Here is a 17,333-nt window from a genome sequence, read left to right on the forward strand (position 1 = left end):
CTGTTGCACGCTGTTTCATCTTCTATCAATTTCCTTATAGGATAGTCGCGTGAGGTTGGGCGTGTGGGCGGCACGCAACGGTGTGCACTACCAGACCGCTTGGCGGTGGGCTAGGGACGGCAAGATGCCCGTGCCAGTGGTGCGTACCGCTACCGGGACTTGGCTAGTGCAGGAGCCTGACGCCCCTGCGGCTGGCCGGGTGGTGGCGTACTGCCGGGTGTCCTCGTCTGACCAGAAGCCTGACCTGGATCGGCAGGTTGCCCGGGTGGTCGCGGGAGCGACCAGGGTCGGGCTTGCGGTGGGTGAAGTCGTCACGGAGGTCGGCTCCGGACTGAACGGCCGGCGTCGCAAACTCGCCCGTGTCCTCGCCGATCCCGAAGCGGCGGTGATCGTGGTCGAGCACCGCGATCGCCTGGCCCGCTTCGGTGTGGAGCACCTGGAGGCCGCCCTGGCCGCCTCGGGCCGTCGCCTGATCATCCTCGATGCACAGGAGGCCGGCGATGATCTGGTGCGGGACATGACCGAGGTGCTGACCTCGATGTGCGCCCGCCTGTACGGGCGCCGGTCGGCCCGACACCGGGCCGACGCCGCACTGCGCGCCGCAGCGGAGGCCGAGTGAAGAAGTTCCAGCCGCAGCCGGGCTTCGTGGTGCAGGCGTACCGGTTCGCTCTGGACCCCAACGCCGCGCAGGAGCAGGCGCTGCGCTCGCACTGCGGCGCAGCCCGCGCGGCCTACAACTGGGCGGTGGGCTGGGTGTCGGCGTCGTGGTGGCAGCGCCGCGCCGAAGAGTCCTACGGGCTCGCCGGGCCGGAGTTGACCGAGTGGCGGCCGTGGTCGCTGCCAGCCCTGCGTAAGGCGTTCAATCAGGTCAAGCGCACCGATCCGCGGTTTGCCGACTGGTGGGAGGAGAACTCCAAGGAGGCCTACAACACCGGCCTCGCCAACGCCGCCGCGGCGTTTGACAACTACGCCAAGTCCAAGCGTGGGCAGCGCAAGGGCGGGCGGGTGGGTATGCCCCGCCGGAAGTCGAAACACAAGGCGCGCTTGGCCTGCCGATTCACCACCGGCACGATCCGCGTGGAGCCGGACCGCCGTCATGTCACCCTGCCCAGACTGGGCACGATCCGCACCCACGAATCCACACGCAAGCTTGAGCGCCGTATCGCGGGCGGCAGCGCCCGCATCCTCTGCGCCACTGTGAGGTTCGAGCGCGGGCGCTGGTTCGTCTCCTTCCAAGTCGAGGTCGAACGCGCCGAGCGCACCCCGGCCCGCCCGGACGTCGCGGTCGGGGTGGACCTGGGCGTGAAATGCCTCGCCGTCCTCGCCGACGGTCAAGGCGAGATCCGCCACGTGCCCAACCCGGCGCACTACGACACCGCCCTGAAGGCCCTCAAACGCCTGTCGCGGCGGGTTTCCCGCCGCCAAGGGCCAGACCGGCGCACCGGCCAGACGCCCTCGAAACGGTGGCTGAAAGCCAACGCGGAACGTAACCGGGTACACCACCAGGTGGCGAACCTGCGTACCGACGCGCTGCACAAAATCACCACAGCGATCAGCGCCGAGTACGGCACGGTGGTGGTCGAAGACCTGAACGTCGCCGGGATGCTCCGCAATCGGCGCCTGGCAAGGAAGATCGCCGACGCCGGATTCGGAGAGATCCGGCGACAACTGACCTACAAGACCGGCTGGAACGGTGGACAGGTCCAAGTCGCCGACCGCTGGTTCCCTTCCTCGAAGACCTGCTGCGGGTGCGGCGCGGTGAAAGCCAAACTGCCGCTGCACGCGCGCACTTTCTGCTGCGATGTATGCGGCCTGGTGATGGACCGGGACGCTAACGCCGCCTGCAACCTCGCCGCCCTTGCGGCGGCCAGCACCACCGGTACCGGAGTGGCCGGAGACCGGGGCGCGAAAGCGCCGAAGCCTCGTGGAGCCGACCAGAAGACCCGCGTCACCCTCCCCAGCCGAATGGCCGGGGCGGGGCGGGCAGGTGGCGCAACCCTGCCACGACAGCGGCAGGCGGAAGCGAGAGACCGTCATCAGGACACCGCGACCCTCACGTTGCGGTGACACCGTTACGGACCTTCCATGCGGAAAACGCACGGATTGCTGAGACCTGACGATGGGATCAGCAACGGCCGACGGCAGTCCCGGCCAACGGACCGACGGGCGTCGACGTGTCGCCGGTACGGCATGATCGAGGTCGGATCGGCGGCGGAGGGGAGCGACAGGTGCGGGTGGTCTCCCTGGTGCCGTCCCTGACCGAGGCGGTGGCGCTGACCCGCCCCGAGGTGCTGGTCGGGGCGACCGACTGGTGCACCCACCCGGCCGGGCTGGACGTCGCCCGGGTCGGCGGCAGCAAGTACCCGGACCTGGCCCGGGTGCTCGCGCTCCGACCCGACCTGGTCCTGCTCAACGAGGAGGAGAACCGGCGGGCCGACGCCGACGCGCTGCTCGCGGCCGGAGTACCGGTCCGGGTCACCTTCCCGCGTACCGTGCCCGAGGCGCTGACCGAGCTGGCCGACCTGGCCGGCGCGCTCGGCGCGACCGCCGAGCCGGACTGGCTCGTGGCGGCCCGCCGGGCCTGGGCCGCCCTGCCCGAGCCCGGGGCGCTGCGCCGGGCGGTCGTACCGGTGTGGCGCCGGCCGTGGGTGGTGCTCGGCAGCCGGACGTTCGCCGGTGACGTGCTGCGCCGGCTCGGCGTGGCGAACCTGTACGCCGAGGACGCCGAGCGCTACCCCCGCCCCGACCTGGCCGAGCTGCGGGCGCGCCGGCCGGAACTGGTGGTGCTGCCGGACGAGCCGTACCGGTTCACCGCCGACGACGGTCCGGAATCCTTCCCCGGCGTGCCCTGCGCGCTGGTCTCCGGGCGGCACCTGACCTGGTACGGCCCCTCCCTCGCCGAGGCACCCGCGCTGCTCGCCGCGCAGCTCGCCCAACCCGGCTGAACCGGGGCGAACGGCCCCGCCGTGGTGGGTCCTTCGCACCCGTCCGCCCGCCGGCGCTCGGTGTGGACTTCGGGGCAGGAGGAGAGGAGCGCAGCGATGGAGAGCAATCGTCTGATCGTGGTGGGCGTCGACGGCTCCGACGGTGGCCGGCGGGCGCTGGACTGGGCAACCGACGAGGCGGCGACCCGCGGCGGCGGTCAGGCGACCGGGGTGGCCTGGCCCGGGTCCAGGTCGACCAGGCTAGTGTCGTCCACGTCGTACCCGATCGCGTTGTGCACCGCGACCACGCCGCTGACCTGGGCCGCGAGCCGGCCGGCGAGGTCGACGGCGGTCCGCCGGTCCAGCCGGCCGTCCAGGGTGACCGCGCCGTCGCGGACCTGGACGGTGACCAGGCCGTCCCGCACGGCGAGCACCCGGCGCAGCACCTCCTGCACCACGTCCTCGCGGATCTCCGCGTCGTTGCGCAGGTGCACCCGGAGCAGGTCGCTGCGGGTCACGATGCCGACCAGCCGACCGAGGTCGTCCAGCACCGGCAGCCGCTTGACCGCCTCCCGGTCCATCAGCCGGGCCGCCGCCGGGAGCGACGCCTCCGGGAAGGTGGTCACCGCCGGGGCGGTCATCAGCTCGCCGGCCAGCAGCGCGTCCGCCTTCTCCCGGGCGGTACGCCGGCGCCGTCCCTCGAAGACCCGCCGCTCGTCCGGGTGCCCGGCCCGCTCCACCTTGTGCAGCAGGTCGGCCTCGGACACCACCCCCAGCACCCGGCGGAAGCCGTCCACCACCGGCACGGCGCTGATGCCCCGCCGGATCAGCACGTCGACGATCTGGCGGTACGGGGTCTGCGCCCCGACCGTCGCGACGTCCTTGGTCATCACGTCGCCCACCTGCCACGTCCTCATCACGGCCTCCTCGTCACGGGTCTCCGGAGGCGACCGTAAGACCGGGCCGGCGGTGCTGGTCAGAGGCGGTTGGCAGGCCCGGAAAGGCCGTCCGGACCGGGCCGAAAGGGGCCCAAGGTCCCGGTCCGGAGCGGCCCGGTCGGCCCTGCCCGCGACGACGGGACGGGGTTGGAATGAAAGTGCCACCGGGAAGCGCGGTGCGAGGCACCAGAAGGGACGTGGAAACCATGACCGCGACAGTCGAGCGGATCACCGCCAACACCATCGCTCCGGCGGCCGGGACCACCCGCGACGTCGAGACCACCGGCCAGAAGGCCACCCGGTACGTCTTCGCCGGCCTCCGGATCGCGCTGGGCTGGACTTTCCTCTGGGCCTTCCTGGACAAGACGTTCGGCCTCGGCCACGAGACCGCGGCGAAGAACGCCTGGATCAACGGGGGCAGCCCCACCAAGGGCTTCCTCACCTTCGGCGCCGCCGGTCCGTTCAAGGGCCTGTACAACGACATCGCCGGGGCGGCCTGGGCGGACTGGCTGTTCATGATCGGCCTCGCGGCCCTCGGCGTCACCCTGCTGCTGGGCATCGGCACCCGGGTCGCCGCGGTCGCCGGTGGCATCCTCCTGGTCATGATGTGGACGGTCGTGCTGCCCCCCGAGAACAACCCGTTCATGGACGACCACCTGATCTACGCCGGTCTGCTGGCCGCGCTGGCCCTGGTCGGCGCCGGCAACACCCTCGGGCTCGGCCGGGCCTGGGCGAAGCTCCCCATCGTCCAGCGGCTCTCCTGGCTGAAGTGACGTGACGGATCTGGCAGTACCCACAGGGCGGGCGTCACCGGTGGTGATGCCCGCTTCGTACGCCCACGGTCCCCGCCCGGGTCACCCGGCGGGGACTGACGCGAATAGGCGGGCCGCTATCGGGCAGGATCGACGGGGACCGGATCCATACCGAGGTAGGAGACCTGCGAATGGACAAGCCCGAGGTAGGCCCGATCGAGGGCGCGCCGCCCGCCGATCTCGTCATCGAGGACATCACCGTCGGCGAGGGCCCGGAGGCCCAGCCGGGTCAGCTGGCCAGCGTGCACTACGTCGGGGTGGCCCACTCGACCGGCCGCGAGTTCGACGCGTCGTGGAACCGGGGTGAGACCTTCGAGTTCCCGCTCGGCGGCGGCCAGGTCATCGCCGGCTGGGACCAGGGCGTGGTGGGCATGAAGGTCGGCGGCCGTCGTCGGCTGACCATCCCGCCGCACCTGGGCTACGGCAGCCGGGGCGCCGGCGGGGTCATCAAGCCGAACGAGACCCTGGTCTTCGTGGTCGACCTGCTCGGCGTCCGCTGACCCAGCACTGATGCACGCCAGGGGCCGCCGGCAACGCGCCGACGGCCCCGGCGCGCTGCCCGGGCCGGCACCCGGCCCGGTCGCGTCTCTCCCGCCGCCCCGGCGCGATCGGCCCGGGCCCGACCGGCGCGGTCAGGCCGGCACCAGCTCCGCCACCGCCGCCGGGCCCACGGTCGCCGACTCCCGCACCGGCAGCACCCGGTGCAGGCCGGTGGCGCGCAGCACCCGGGCCACCACCGGATCCGGGTCGACCAGCACCAGCTCGCCGCCCCGCGCGCGGATCCGCAGGTGGGCGGCGAACAGTGCGCGCACCGCGGTCGCGGAGAGCACCCGCACGCCGGAGAGATCCAGCCGGAGCACCGGGCGGGCCGGGGCCGCCCACAGCGCGGCCCGGAACGACCCGACGGTCGCGATGTCGATCTCGCCGACCGCCCGGACGTCCACCACGTGGTCGCCGACGCTGATCTCCAGGTGGAACCGGTCGCTGTGCTGCCCCATGCCGACGAACCTATCGGCCGGGACCGACAGTTCCGGCCCGGCGGAACCCGGGATCCGGGTACGGCCCGGGTCCGACCCCGAGGACGTCAGGGTCGCGCTCAGGTGCTCCCCATGATGCGGTACCCCTCCTCCGGGACGGCCCGGGTCGCCCCGCCGCCGTCGCCCCGACACGCAACGGGCGCGCGCGGCGGCGCATCGGCGGGTGACAATGAGCGGATGGCCGTTCCCCGTCAGCGCCCGCCCCGACTCATCCGGCCCGTTCGCGAGCCGGCCACCGTGCCCCCGCCGCTGGAGGGGCCGTGGGCCCCCACCGACCTCCGGCTCGACCACGCCGATCTGCTGCCGCTGCCGGACGGCGCGCACGGGCCGGAGGACGTGCTGATCGACCCGGACGGCCGGGTGATCAGCGGGGACGAGGACGGCCGGTTGTGGTGGTGGCCGGCGGACGCGCCGGCGGGCACCCGACCCCGGCTGCTCGCCGAGACCGGCGGCCGGCCGCTGGGCATCGAGCTCGACCCGGTCGACGGTGCGCTGGTCGTCTGCGACGCGTACCGGGGGCTGCTGCGGGTCACCCCGGACGGCGTGGTCCACGAGCTGACCGGCAGCGCGCCGCCGGTGCACCTCGCCGACAACGCCACGGTCGCCCGGGACGGCACGATCTACTTCACCGACTCGTCCGACCGGTTCCCGCTCTCGCACTGGAAACGGGACCTGCTGGAGCACCGGCCCAACGGCCGGGTGCTGGCGTACGACCGGCGGACGGGGCGTACGGAGGTGGTGACGAGCGGGCTCTACTTCCCCAACGGCGTCGCCCTCACCCCGGACGAGTCGGCGCTGATGCTGGTGGAGACGGCCACCCACCGGCTGCTCCGGATCGACCTGCCGGACGGCCGGGCCACCGTGCTGACCGACCTGCCGGCGTACCCGGACAACGTTGCCGCGGTGGGCGACGGGACGTACTGGATCGCCCTGCCCAGCCCCCGCCTGCCGATCATGGAGCGGCTGCTGCCGCATCCGCGGGTCCGACAGCTGGTGGCCCTGCTGCCGGGCGCGGTGCAGCCGCAGCCCCGCCGGTACGGCCTGGTCGCGCTGGTCGACGGCGAGGGGCGGGTGCTCCGGACGCTGCACGGCCCGACCGGCGCGTACTCGATGATCACCGGCGTGCGGCAGCACGGGGACCTGCTCTGGCTGGGCAGCCTGACCGCGACGGGTGTGGCCCGGGTGCGCCTCGGCTGAGCGGCCGTGACGGGCGGCCGGCCCGCCACCGGTGAGGTGGCGGGCCGGCCCGGTCGTTCCTCCCCGGTCGATCAGCCGCCGCTGGCCGACGGGGTCGGTGCGGGCGCCGAACCGCCGGCCACCGCGCCCGGGTGCGGCGTGCTGCTGGGGGTGGGCTTCAGCCCGGCCGGGACGGGCAGGGCGCTGCCCTTGGCGAACTCGTCCCAGCTGACGTTCCAGGCGGTCCAGCCGTTGCCCTGGTCCAACTTCACCTCGGTGCCCTTGACGGTCACCAGGTCGCCGACCTGTGTGACTCCCATCAGCCAGTGCGCCGCATCGGCCGAGACATTGGTGCAGCCGTGCGAGACGTTGATGTTGCCCTGGTCCCCCTCCGACCATGGCGCGGAGTGGATGAACTCGCCGCCCCAGGTCAGCCGCTGCGCGTCGTCAACGTCGACCACGTAGCCGCCGTTCGGGTCGCCCCGCGTGTCGAAGGTGGTCCGGTCGAACTTCTCCATGATCACCATCGTGCCGCTGGAGGTCGGGGTGCTCGACTTGCCGAGGCTCACCGGGATCTTGCGGAGCAGCTTGCCGTCCTGATAGACCGACATCTGCTTGGTGGCGTTGTCGATGTCGAGCGAGACCTGCCGGCCGATCTTCGAGGTCGCGCTGTGATCGGCGTCGCCGATGGCGTTCTTGCCGATCGGCAGCCCCTGCAGGGCGCTCCGTACGCTGATCTTCGTGCCGGGCTGCCAGAAATCAGGTGCCCGGTATTCGACCTGCTTCCCGTCCGCCACCCACGACCAGGTGCCCGGCTGCGGCGGGTCAGTCTTCACGAACAATCGCCGTTGCACGTCCGCCCGGGCTTCTTTGGGAATTGGCGGATCGAACGCGACGGTTACCGGCAGAGCCGTCCCGTACGTCTGCTTACTGGTGAAATAGAGCTCGGTGGTGATGGCCGGCTTGGTCGATTTCGCCATCGTGGTGAACGTCGTCTTCTGCGTGGTGGTACGTCCGGAACCGCCGGTCGCGGTCACCTCCGCGGTGTACGTCCGCGAATTCTGCAACGGCTTGGTGGGCACCCAGCTCGACCCGTCCTCCCGCGGTTCGGCCGGCACCTGCGCGCCCTTGTCGTCGGTGAGCCGCACCGCGGTGATCTTCCCGTGCGCGACCTTCGCGCCCACCTCGGCGCTGATCGGCACATCCTTGGTCCGGTCCGCCGGTGTCACGGTAACCGCCGGCGCGGCCGCCTTCTTGTGCCCCGGCTTCGCGGCCTCCCGCTGACCGGCGGTGCAGCCGCCGATCACCAATGGTGTGACTGCGATGGTTACCGCGAACAGCCTCAGTCGCCGTCTCACATCCATATGCGCACCCCATTTCCAGTCCCCGTTGGCCCCATTCTGTACGGCGTTTCTCCGGCCGGGTCGCGCTTTTGGGGGAAATGGTGGGCGACGGGGCGGCCATTTGATGTCGGGTGTGCCCGGTAGGTGACGGGCGGGCCACGACGTCCGGGATCGGCAATCCTGGGCGGCCGGCGCACCGGTCGTGCCGGACACGGCCGGTCAGTCCCAGTCCTCGTCGCCGTGGTTGCGTTCCCACCGCCCGCCGAGCGGCGGGGTGTCCAGCCGGGCGGCCGCCGCGCCGTTGCCGGCGAAGTCGTTCTCCTCCACCCGACAGTCGATCCAGCTGCCCCGCTCCGTGATCCACAGCCCGTGGGTCTGCGTCCGGACGTCGTGGTTGTCCCAGGCCCGGTTCCCCCGGATGGTCGCCGAGTCGAACGCCGCGTTGATGGTGATGCCGGCCCGGATCTCCGGCGCGGCCGGCAGCTCGTACGGGGTGCCGGGCAGCGGGGTGTCGCCGCTCCACGCGGTGGAGGCGTCGGGGCGTACCGGGGCGAGGGAGAGTTCGGTTGCGGTGTTCGCGGCCACCACGGCGGTGCGCTTGCCGACCCGGAGCACCTTGCCCCGGTGGCCGTCGTGCGGCCAGTCCGCCGACCGGTCGACCAGCTTCCTGTCGCCGTAGCGGACGGTCTCACCGCCGCCCGTGTACGCCCCGGCGCACTGTCGGCCGTTGTTGCGGATGCGGTTGTTGAGCAGGACGGTGTCGGTCATCGGGCGGTCGACCCGGATCGCGTCCAGGCCGTTGCCCCAGAACTCGTTGCTCTCGATCACCACGTCCATCGCCGGGTCCTGGTATCCGTGGCCGAGGTTGTGCTCGTGGAAGCCGTACCTGCCGTTGCCGGTGACCCGGTTGCCCCGGACGGTGTACGGGCCGGGTGTGTTGCCCATGCTGACGCCGTCGGCCACGTTGCCGTCGATCACGCAGTCGGTCAGCAGCCCGCCCCGGCCGGCCACCCCGGCGGTGCCGTTGGCCGAGACGTCGAAGCCGGCCTCCAGGTTGCCGGTCATCGTGCAGGCCGTGACGATCAGGCCGTCAGCCCCCCAGTCGGAGATGCCGAACCGGTTGCCCTGGCTGTGGCAGCCGATGATCCGGTAACCGCGCGGCGGGGGCCAGTAGTCCTTCTGCAGCTCCAGGAAGATGCCGTTGGTGCCGTTTCCGACGGCGGTGCAGTTGGCGATGGCGAGCCGCTCGACCGTCCCCCAGCCGCCGATGCCGACACCGATGCCCGCGCCGCCCATCTCCTCGCCGTTGTCCAGCCGGCCGCAGCCGACCACCACGACACCGTCGATGAGGCTGTCCTGGAGGAAGTCGCAGCCCAGCCCGGTGGCGGCGGTGTGGTGGATGTAGAGGTTGCGGAACACCCCCCGCACCAGGTACTGCAGGCCCAGCCCCTTGGCCAGGTAGTTGTACTCGGCCATCGCCACTCCCGAGCCGTCGATCTCGAAGTCGGCGAAGGTGCAGTCGGCGATGTGCCGGTCCCGGTTCGCGCCGTGCTGCACCGTGGTCCAGAAGGCCAGCGGCGTCGGGTCGGCCCGGTTGCCCTCGTTGCTCAGCAGGAACCGCGTCGCCGCCGGGCCGGCGCCGACCAGCGACACCCCGCTGCGCCAGACGGTCCCGGCGTCGCGGATCGAGTAGATCCCCGGCGGGCAGTGGATCACCCGCGCCCGCCCGTCTGCGGCGTAGCCGTCGCCGAGCCGGTCCACCAGCGCGGCCAGCGCCGGCTGGTCGTTGGTCACCCCGTCGCCGGTCAGGCCGTACTGGCGGGCGTCGCACCAGAGCGGCGCGCCCGCGACGGCCGGGCGGTGGTTCCGCACGGTGGGCGGCAGTTCCTGGTACGGCACGGGCTGCTCCTCTCGGGCTCCGAGCGGCGACGACCTCGGATTCCCGGGCTCCCGGACGGCTAACGCCGCCGGCCGGGCACGGGGAGCAGATCCGGCAGACGGGACGGCGGGGATTCCGCCGCCGTCCCGGGGCGGGCCGGCCAACGCCGGCGGCACCGGTCAGCCCGGCGGCGAGGTCGGGAAGCGGCCCCGGCGGCGGCCCGTACCGGGCGGAGCCGGCCGCCCCGGACGGGCGACCGGCTCCGCGCCGTCAGACGTTCGCGACCAGCAGCGCGGGCTGCTCGACGCAGTCCGCGACGTGCCGCAGGAAGCCGCCGGCCACCCCGCCGTCACAGACCCGGTGGTCGAAGGTGAGGCTGAGCTGGGTGACCTTGCGCACCGCGAGCTGCCCGTCGACCACCCAGGGCTTGTCGACGATCCGGCCGACGCCGAGCAGCGCCGCCTCCGGGTGGTTGATGATCGGCGTGGAACCGTCCACACCGAACACCCCGTAGTTGTTCAGGGTGAAGGTGCCGCCGGTGAGCCGCGCCGGGGGCAGCGTGCCGGCGCGGGCGGCGGCGGTGGTGGCGGCCAGCTCGGCGGCCAGCTCCCGGGTGGTCAGCCGCTGGGCGTCGCGCAGTACCGGGACGAGCAGGCCCCGGTCGGTCTGCGCGGCGATGCCCAGGTGCACCCCGGCGGACTGGACGATCCGCTGCCCCTCGGTGTCGACGTGGGCGTTGAGCTGCGGATATCTCCGCAGCCCGCTGAGACAGATCCGGGCCAGCAGGGCCAGGATGCTGACCGGGGCGTCCGGGCTGGCCGCGTTGATCGCGGCGCGGGTCGCCAGCAGCGCGGTGGCGTCCACGTCCACCCAGATGGTCACCTCGGGGATCTCCCGCCGGCTGCGGGAGAGCTTGTCGGCGATGACCTTGCGGATGCCGGTCAGCGGGATCACCACGTCCTGCTCGCCGGCCGGGGCGAGACTGACGTGCGCGGCCGGGGCGTCCGGGACCGCGGCGAGCCGGGCGGCGGCGTCGGTGCTGGCCTCGGCGAGGGCGGCCTCCACGTCGGCCCGGCGGATCACGCCGCCCGGGCCGCTGCCCCGGACCGTCGCCAGGTCCACGCCGCGCTCCCGGGCCAGCCGCCGGACGATCGGCGAGATGACCAGGGCGGCCCGCGGGGAGCCGGCGGAGGAGTCGGCGGTCGGGCCGGCCGAGCTGGTCGGAGCCGCCGAGGCGGCCGGGCTGGTCGGAGCCGCCGGGCTGGTCGCTACGGCGGAGGCCGGAGCGGCGGCCGTCGACTCGGGGGCCAGCGCCAGGCGGGGCCGGCGGCGCCGCCGGCCGGAGCCGCCGTGGCCGGTGCCGTACCCGATCAGCACGTTGCCGGAGCCGGCGCGCTCCTCCTCGCGGTAGGTGGCGTGCCCGGCGGGCTCCCGGTCGTCGTCCGGGCCGGCGCCGTCCAGCGGTCCGATGGTGATCAGCGGCTGGCCGACCGGGCGTACCTCACCCGCCGCGCCGTGCAGCGCGACGACCCGACCGGCGTACGGACAGGGCACGTCCACGACCGCCTTGGCGGTCTCCACCTCGACCACGCTCTGGTCGACCGTCACCACGTCGCCGACGGCGACCCGCCACTCGACGATCTCCGCCTCGCTCAGCCCCTCGCCCAGGTCGGGCAGGAGGAAGACCTGCGTCCGCTCGACGGTGGTCACGCGGCGCTCCCCTGCGACAGCCAGCGCGGGTCGGGCTGGTCGTCCCACTGGAGCCGGGCCACGGTGTCGAGCACCCGGTCCACCGAGGGCAGGTGGGTGTGCTCCAGCATCGGCGCCGGGTACGGGATGTCCAGGCCGGACACCCGCAGCACCGGGGCGTGCAGGGCGTGGAAGCAGCGCTCCTGCACCCGGGCGGCGATCTCTGCGCCGACCCCGGCGAAGCCCTGCGCCTCCTGGATCACCACGCAGCGGCCGGTCTTCCGCACCGAGGCGGTGACCGTGGCGTCGTCGAACGGCACGATGGTCCGGACGTCGACGACCTCCAGGTCCCAGCCCTCCTCGCGGGCGGCCTCGGCGGCCTCCAGCGCGACCGGCACCGCCGGCCCGTACGCGACCAGGGTGGCGTCGGTGCCGGCCCGGCGCACGACGGCCTTGCCGAACGGCGCGGTGCGCGCCGGCAGCTCCGCCTCGGCGCTGGAGAAGTAGAGCTTCTTCGGCTCCATGAAGACGACCGGGTCCGGGTCGTCGATCGCCTCCCGCAGCAGCGAGTACGCGTCCTCGACGGTGGCCGGGGTGACCACCTTCAGGCCGGGGGTGTGCGCGTAGTACGCCTCGGAGGAGTCGCAGTGGTGCTCGACGCCGCCGATGCCGCCGGCGTACGGCACCCGGATCACGATCGGCACGCTGAGCGCGCCGCGGGTGCGGTTGCGCAGCTTCGCCACGTGCGAGGCGATCTGCTCGAACGCCGGGTAGGCGAACGCGTCGAACTGCATCTCGACCACCGGCCGCAGGCCGGACATGGCCAGGCCGACGGCGAAGCCGACGATGCCGGCCTCGGCGAGCGGGGTGTCGAAGCAACGCTTGTCGCCGAAGCGGGCCTGGAGCCCGTCGGTGATCCGGAAGACGCCGCCGAGCTGGCCGACGTCCTCGCCGAAGACGACCACCCGGTCGTCATCGAGCATCGCGTCGGCGAGCGCGGCGTTGAGCGCCTTCGCCATGGTCATGGTGGCCATCAGGCGTCCCCCTCCTCGTCGCGGGCGGCGGCCAGCTCGGCACGGACCTGCTCGCGCTGCTCGACCAGCTGCGGGGTCGGCTCGGCGTAGACGTGCTCGAAGAGGCTGAGCGGGTCGACGGCGGGCTGGGCGTTCATCCGCTCGCGCAGCTCCGCCGCGTACGCCTCGGCCTCCTCGGCGATCGCCGCGACGGCGGCGTCGTCGAGCACGCCGCGGGCCCGCAGGTACGTCTCCAGCCGGGCCACCGGGTCCCGGTCGCGCCACGCCTCCACCTCGTCCGGGTCCCGGTAACGGCTGGCGTCGTCGGCGTTGGTGTGCGCCTCCATCCGGTAGGTGTGCGCCTCCACCAGGAACGGCCCCTTGCCGGAGCGGGCGTGCTCCACCGCGCGGGTGAGCACCGCCAGGACGGCCACCGGGTCGTTGCCGTCGACCTGCTCGCTGGGCACGCCGTAGCCGACACCCTTGTACGCCAGGCTCGGCGCGGCGGTCTGCCGGGACAGCGGGACGCTGATCGCGTACTTGTTGTTCTGGACGAAGTAGACGACGGGGGCCTTGAACACGGCGGCGAAGTTGACCCCCTCGTGGAAGTCGCCCTCGCTGGTCGCGCCGTCGCCGATGAAGGCCAGCGCGACGGTGTCCCGGCCCTGGTAGGACTCGCCGTAGGCGAGCCCGGCGGCGTGCACGCACTGGGTCGCCAGCGGGGTGCACTGCGGCGCGGTGTGCACCCGCGTCGGGTCGTACCCGCAGTGCCAGTCGCCGCGCAGCAGGGTGAGCACCTCGACCGGGTCGATGCCCCGGGCGGTCAGCGCCATCGACTCGCGGTAGGTGGGGAAGACCCAGTCGGTGTCGCGGACGGCGAGCACCCCGCCGACCTGGCAGGCCTCCTGGCCGCGCGAGGACGGGTAGACGGCGAGCCGGCCCTGCTTGGTCAGCGCGGTGGCCTGGACGTCGAAGCGGCGGCCGATGATCATCCGGCGGTACATCTCGCGCAGCGCCTCGACCGGCGGCTCGGGGTAGTCGGCGCGGGGCGGCAGCGGGGTGCCGTCCGGGTTCAGCAGGCGGACCGGCTCGGTCGTCGGCAGCAGGCCGGCCGTCGGGTCGGGGGCGGCCGGGGTGGCCGGCCGGCGGGTGCGCGGGGATGCCCTGCGGACCGCCTGGGGTGTGGTCGTCACGGCGGGGACCTCCTGGACGTGTGGTGGCCCTATGCTCCTGCTGTTGGATGATTGACTCAAGATCCCCAGCGAACGTGGGACGAATGGCGAGCCGAGGAGCGATTCATGAGCCAGGAGACCACCCCGACACCGGGCGAGGCGGGTGGAACGGGACGTTCGGCCGGGCCGCTCGACGAGGTGGACCGGCGGATCCTCGACGAGCTGGTCCGGGACGGGCGCGTCTCCATCCGTACGCTGGCCGAACGGGTGCACGTCTCGCGGACCAACGCGTACGCCCGGGTGGAGCGGCTGCTGCGGGACGGGGTGGTCACCGGGTTCCGGGCCCTGGTGGCGCCGGAGCCGGCCGGGCTGGGCACGTCGGCGTACATCGCGCTGACCATCGAGCAGAACACCTGGCGGGAGGTCTCCGCCGAGCTGGCGCAGGTCCGCTACGTCGAACACGTCGCGCTGCTCAGCGGCGAGCACGACGTCCTCGCGCTGGTCCGGGCGCCGGACAACGCCACCCTGCGGGACGTGGTACTGGAGCGGGTGCAGAGCATCGCCGGGGTGCTGTCGACCCGGACCTGGCTGGTCTTCGAGGAGTTCAGCGGGGCGCAGAGCCCCTGGCAGTGAGCGGTCAGCGCTCCGGCGGGGCCGCCAGCCCCTCCCGGTCGGCCAGTTCCAGCAGCGGCGCCAGCGAGAAGCGGCGCCCGTCCAGGCCCGCGTGCGGGTCACCCCGCTCGGCGAACCGGCCCGGCATGCTGAGCACGTCGAAGTCCTCGGGCCGCGCGTCGTCCAGCTCCGACCAGTCCAGCGGCGCGGAGACCAGCGCCGCCGGGGTGGGCCGGATCGAGTACGCCGAGGTAATGGTGTGATCGCGGGCCATCTGGTTGTAGTCCACGAAGACCGGCCGGTCCCGCTGCTCCCGCCACCAGGTGGTGGTGACCAGGTCCGGCAGCCGGCGCTGCATCTCGCGGCCCAGCGCCAGCACCGCCCGCCGGCACTCGCCGAAGCTCCACCTCGGTTCGATCGACAGGTAGACGTGCAGGCCGCGCCCGCCGGTGGTCTTCGGGTAGCCGACCAGCCCCAGCTCGTCGAGGAACGCCCGCACCTCGTGCGCGACCGGCACCACCTGCGCGAAGTCGACGCCCGGCATCGGGTCGAGGTCGATGCGGAGCTGGTCGGGGTGGTCGACGTCGGTCGCCGAGACCGGCCACGGGTGGAACCGGAGCGTGCCGAGGTTCGCCGCCCAGATCACCACCGCCAGCTCGCTCGGGGCCACCTCGTCGGCGGTCCGCCCGCTCGGGAAGGTGAGGTGCGCGGTACGCACCCAGTCGGGCGCGCCAGCCGGCAGCCGCTTCTGGTAGAAGGCGTCGCCCCGGTTGGTCTGCCGGGTGGCGATCTTCGCCCCCTCGAAGACGCCGCGCGGCCAGCGCTCCAGCATGGTCGGACGGTCCCGCAGCGCGCGCAGGATGCCGTCGCCGACCGCGAGGAAGTAACGGACCACGTCCAGCTTGGTCAGTCCGCGCTCCGGGAAGTACGGCTTGTCGGGGCTGGAGACGCGGACCAGCCGCTCCCCCACCCGGATCTCCTCGGCCGCCGTGGTCGCCACGCCTCACACCGTACGACGCCGGCCCGCTCGCCGGGGACTTGTCAGCCGACGAGCAGGATGCCCACGGCGATCAGCGGCACCGCGACGAACAGGAAGATGCCGACCCCGGTGAGCACTCGTCCGCCACCGGCCCCCTCCCGCTCGGGTGCGAGCCCGAACACGGAACGCGCGGGCATCGTCTCAATCCGACTCAGCGTCAGGTCGCCCGTCATACCGATCAGCGCGCCGACGACCAGGCACGCCACGCCGAGCCGGTGGGTGAAGTCGCCGCCGCTCACCGCCACCCAGACACCCACGCCGGCCGCGATCAGCACCACCGCGATGACGAAGAGCACGAGTGCTTCCCGCAACCCCCTGATGACCGTCATCCGCTCCCCAATTCTCGACCGAGACCGTCAGCGGCCGACCCACCAGCGGCCACCGGCCGGCACGGCACATTCTGCCGAGTCGATGCCCGCGCCGCTGCCCGGTTTCGGTCAGGTGCCCCAAGTGCTGCCTCCTCACGGGGGCCACCTCTCTCGATCGGAAGGGTTGACCATCGAGGACCGGCTGGCCGACCTGGTGGCGGCAGCGTCACCTACGAGGGGACCCGGGTGTACGCCTCTCGCGACGGCGGGAGGACCTGGCGGTCGCTCAGGCTGCGGGACTCGGGGGGATCGGCGCGATCACCGTCGACCCGGCCGACCCGAAGCGGGCCTTCGTGGCGGCGGCCGGTTCGCTGTACAACGGCGGCGGCGACCGGGGCGTCTATCGCTCCACCGACGGCGGCGCGACGTGGCTGCGCCGCGGCGGCGGCCTCCCCGCCGCGGGCCGGACGTGGGCCGGATCGGGCTCGGCCAGTCCGCCTCGGACCCCGACCGGCTGTACGCCATCGTCAACTCCACGAAGACCAAATGGGCGTGCAGGGCGAAGACGCAGTGCCTGCCGGTCCGGATGCCCTCAATTTCAGTCATAGGCCGGTGGCAGACCGTCCGATGTGCAGCTCCGGTACAACTTTCGCGTCTACCCGACGCCGTGTCAGCAGCAGTCGCTGGCCCGGGCGTTCGGGTGCGCGCGGGTAGTGTTCAACGACGGGCTGCGCGCACGCCAGCAGGCCCCGCGAGGCGGGCGAGGCGTACCTGTCGGACGGCGAGCTGTCGAAGCGGGTCATCACGCAGGCCAAGCGCACACCCGAGCGGGAGTGGCTGGGCGAGGTGTCCGCGGTCGTGCTCCAGGCCCTCGCGGACCTGAGCACCGCGTCTACCCCAACTACGGCAGGATCTCCACGATCGCGCCGGCCGGCGACGGCCGGACGGTCTACCTGGGCACCGACGACGGGCGGGTCTGGGTCACCCGTGACCTGGGCGCCTCCTGGCAGCTGCTGCTCTCCGGGCAGCCCGGGTGATGGTCGACCCGCAGCGGGCGGACCGGGTGTACGTGACGCTGTCGGCGTACCGGACGGGGTCGGACCGACCGTACGTCCTCGGCTCGCTCGACGGCGGCCGACACTTCGTCGACCTGAGCGGCACCCTGCCCAGGGCGCCGGTGAACGACCTGGCGATCGGCCGCGGCCTGACCCTCTACGTCGCCACCGACCAGGGCGTCTTCGTCAGCCCCTCCGGCGGTGGCGTCTGGCTCCGGCAGGGTCGCGGGCTGCCGCTGGTACCGGTCGACGACATCGAGTACGACGGGACGAACCACCGGCTGGTGGCCGGTACCTTCGGCCGGGGCAGCTACGCCGTCCAGGTCTCCTGAGCGC

At 73.0% G+C, this 17,333-nt stretch carries 18 protein-coding genes and 1 pseudogene; 10 read left to right on the forward strand and 9 right to left on the reverse strand.

The window, feature by feature from the left end; translation table 11 throughout:
- The first annotated feature begins 49 nt into the window (after positions 1 to 49).
- The 3 genes from EV384_RS25365 (at position 50) to EV384_RS25375 (ending at position 2,945) form a co-directional block, all read left to right on the forward strand.
- Positions 50 to 619: an IS607 family transposase gene (locus tag EV384_RS25365; RefSeq protein ID WP_130336997.1), complete on the forward strand. Its 570-nt coding sequence runs from the start codon at positions 50 to 52 to the stop codon at positions 617 to 619.
- Positions 616 to 2,067 (forward strand): IS607 family element RNA-guided endonuclease TnpB, encoded by a 1,452-nt coding sequence (gene tnpB, locus EV384_RS25370; protein ID WP_130337131.1) that lies wholly within the window; start codon positions 616 to 618, stop codon positions 2,065 to 2,067. The genes EV384_RS25365 and tnpB overlap by 4 nt, the downstream gene beginning before the upstream one ends.
- A gap of 161 nt (positions 2,068 to 2,228) precedes the next feature.
- A complete protein-coding gene (locus tag EV384_RS25375; RefSeq protein WP_130337133.1) occupies positions 2,229 to 2,945 on the forward strand; it encodes a helical backbone metal receptor in 717 nt (238 codons plus the stop codon).
- A 197-nt stretch (positions 2,946 to 3,142) separates the two neighbouring features.
- On the opposite strand, the gene EV384_RS25380 is transcribed toward EV384_RS25375, so the two are convergent.
- A complete protein-coding gene (locus tag EV384_RS25380) occupies positions 3,143 to 3,841 on the reverse strand; it encodes a CBS domain-containing protein (RefSeq protein WP_130337135.1) in 699 nt (232 codons plus the stop codon).
- Positions 3,842 to 4,059: 218 nt separating this feature from the next.
- Between EV384_RS25380 and EV384_RS25385 the strand changes: the two genes are divergently transcribed.
- Complete coding sequence (locus EV384_RS25385) at positions 4,060 to 4,635, forward strand: DoxX family membrane protein (protein ID WP_242624283.1); 576 nt, start codon at positions 4,060 to 4,062, stop codon at positions 4,633 to 4,635.
- Between the two features lie 170 nt (positions 4,636 to 4,805).
- The gene (locus tag EV384_RS25390) at positions 4,806 to 5,174 is read left to right on the forward strand and encodes an FKBP-type peptidyl-prolyl cis-trans isomerase (protein WP_130337139.1); all 369 of its coding nucleotides are present in this window, start codon (positions 4,806 to 4,808) and stop codon (positions 5,172 to 5,174) included.
- A gap of 132 nt (positions 5,175 to 5,306) precedes the next feature.
- Here the strand turns inward: EV384_RS25390 and EV384_RS25395 are convergent, their stop codons facing one another.
- Positions 5,307 to 5,672 (reverse strand): STAS domain-containing protein, encoded by a 366-nt coding sequence (locus EV384_RS25395; RefSeq protein ID WP_130337141.1) that lies wholly within the window; start codon positions 5,670 to 5,672, stop codon positions 5,307 to 5,309.
- Between the two features lie 216 nt (positions 5,673 to 5,888).
- Here EV384_RS25395 and EV384_RS25400 point away from each other — a divergent pair, with 216 nt between their 5' ends.
- Entirely contained in the window at positions 5,889 to 6,908 is a 1,020-nt protein-coding gene (locus tag EV384_RS25400) for an SMP-30/gluconolactonase/LRE family protein (RefSeq protein WP_130337143.1), read from the forward strand.
- Between the two features lie 71 nt (positions 6,909 to 6,979).
- Here EV384_RS25400 and EV384_RS25405 read toward each other — a convergent pair whose 3' ends face one another.
- From EV384_RS25405 to pdhA, 5 genes are all read right to left on the reverse strand, one after another.
- Entirely contained in the window at positions 6,980 to 8,251 is a 1,272-nt protein-coding gene (locus EV384_RS25405; RefSeq protein ID WP_130340808.1) for a L,D-transpeptidase, read from the reverse strand.
- 198 nt (positions 8,252 to 8,449) lie between these two features.
- The gene (locus tag EV384_RS25410; RefSeq protein ID WP_130337145.1) at positions 8,450 to 10,129 is read right to left on the reverse strand and encodes a right-handed parallel beta-helix repeat-containing protein; all 1,680 of its coding nucleotides are present in this window, start codon (positions 10,127 to 10,129) and stop codon (positions 8,450 to 8,452) included.
- A gap of 250 nt (positions 10,130 to 10,379) precedes the next feature.
- On the reverse strand, positions 10,380 to 11,819 hold the full coding sequence (locus EV384_RS25415) for a dihydrolipoamide acetyltransferase family protein (RefSeq protein ID WP_130337147.1): 1,440 nt from the start codon (positions 11,817 to 11,819) through the stop codon (positions 10,380 to 10,382).
- The gene (locus EV384_RS25420) at positions 11,816 to 12,832 is read right to left on the reverse strand and encodes an alpha-ketoacid dehydrogenase subunit beta (RefSeq protein ID WP_130337149.1); all 1,017 of its coding nucleotides are present in this window, start codon (positions 12,830 to 12,832) and stop codon (positions 11,816 to 11,818) included. The genes EV384_RS25415 and EV384_RS25420 overlap by 4 nt, the downstream gene beginning before the upstream one ends.
- Positions 12,832 to 14,037 carry a pyruvate dehydrogenase (acetyl-transferring) E1 component subunit alpha gene (pdhA, locus tag EV384_RS25425; RefSeq protein WP_207232653.1) on the reverse strand — a complete coding sequence of 402 codons (1,206 nt, stop codon included), beginning with the start codon at positions 14,035 to 14,037 and terminating at the stop codon, positions 12,832 to 12,834. Before pdhA ends, EV384_RS25420 begins: the two co-directional genes overlap by 1 nt.
- A gap of 72 nt (positions 14,038 to 14,109) precedes the next feature.
- Here pdhA and EV384_RS25430 point away from each other — a divergent pair, with 72 nt between their 5' ends.
- Positions 14,110 to 14,616, forward strand: coding sequence for an Lrp/AsnC family transcriptional regulator (locus tag EV384_RS25430; protein WP_130337153.1), 507 nt, complete (start codon positions 14,110 to 14,112; stop codon positions 14,614 to 14,616).
- A 4-nt stretch (positions 14,617 to 14,620) separates the two neighbouring features.
- On the opposite strand, the gene EV384_RS25435 is transcribed toward EV384_RS25430, so the two are convergent.
- Together EV384_RS25435 and EV384_RS25440 are read right to left on the reverse strand one after the other, a co-directional pair.
- A complete protein-coding gene (locus EV384_RS25435) occupies positions 14,621 to 15,595 on the reverse strand; it encodes a DNA polymerase domain-containing protein (protein ID WP_130337155.1) in 975 nt (324 codons plus the stop codon).
- Between the two features lie 41 nt (positions 15,596 to 15,636).
- Positions 15,637 to 15,963: a hypothetical protein gene (locus tag EV384_RS25440; RefSeq protein WP_130337157.1), complete on the reverse strand. Its 327-nt coding sequence runs from the start codon at positions 15,961 to 15,963 to the stop codon at positions 15,637 to 15,639.
- Between the two features lie 608 nt (positions 15,964 to 16,571).
- Here EV384_RS25440 and EV384_RS37395 point away from each other — a divergent pair.
- From EV384_RS37395 to EV384_RS25465, 3 genes and pseudogenes are all read left to right on the forward strand, one after another.
- Positions 16,572 to 16,634 (forward strand): annotated as a pseudogene (locus tag EV384_RS37395) (helix-turn-helix domain-containing protein); the annotation flags it as partial.
- Between the two features lie 141 nt (positions 16,635 to 16,775).
- Positions 16,776 to 16,979 carry a beta propeller repeat protein gene (locus EV384_RS36415; protein WP_130337159.1) on the forward strand — a complete coding sequence of 68 codons (204 nt, stop codon included), beginning with the start codon at positions 16,776 to 16,778 and terminating at the stop codon, positions 16,977 to 16,979.
- Positions 16,976 to 17,329, forward strand: a complete 354-nt coding sequence (locus EV384_RS25465) for a beta propeller repeat protein (RefSeq protein WP_130337161.1) — start codon at positions 16,976 to 16,978, stop codon at positions 17,327 to 17,329. Before EV384_RS36415 ends, EV384_RS25465 begins: the two co-directional genes overlap by 4 nt.
- Positions 17,330 to 17,333: the final 4 nt, after the last annotated feature.

The sequence above is a fragment of the Micromonospora kangleipakensis genome, assembly GCF_004217615.1.
GTDB lineage: Bacteria > Actinomycetota > Actinomycetes > Mycobacteriales > Micromonosporaceae > Micromonospora > Micromonospora kangleipakensis.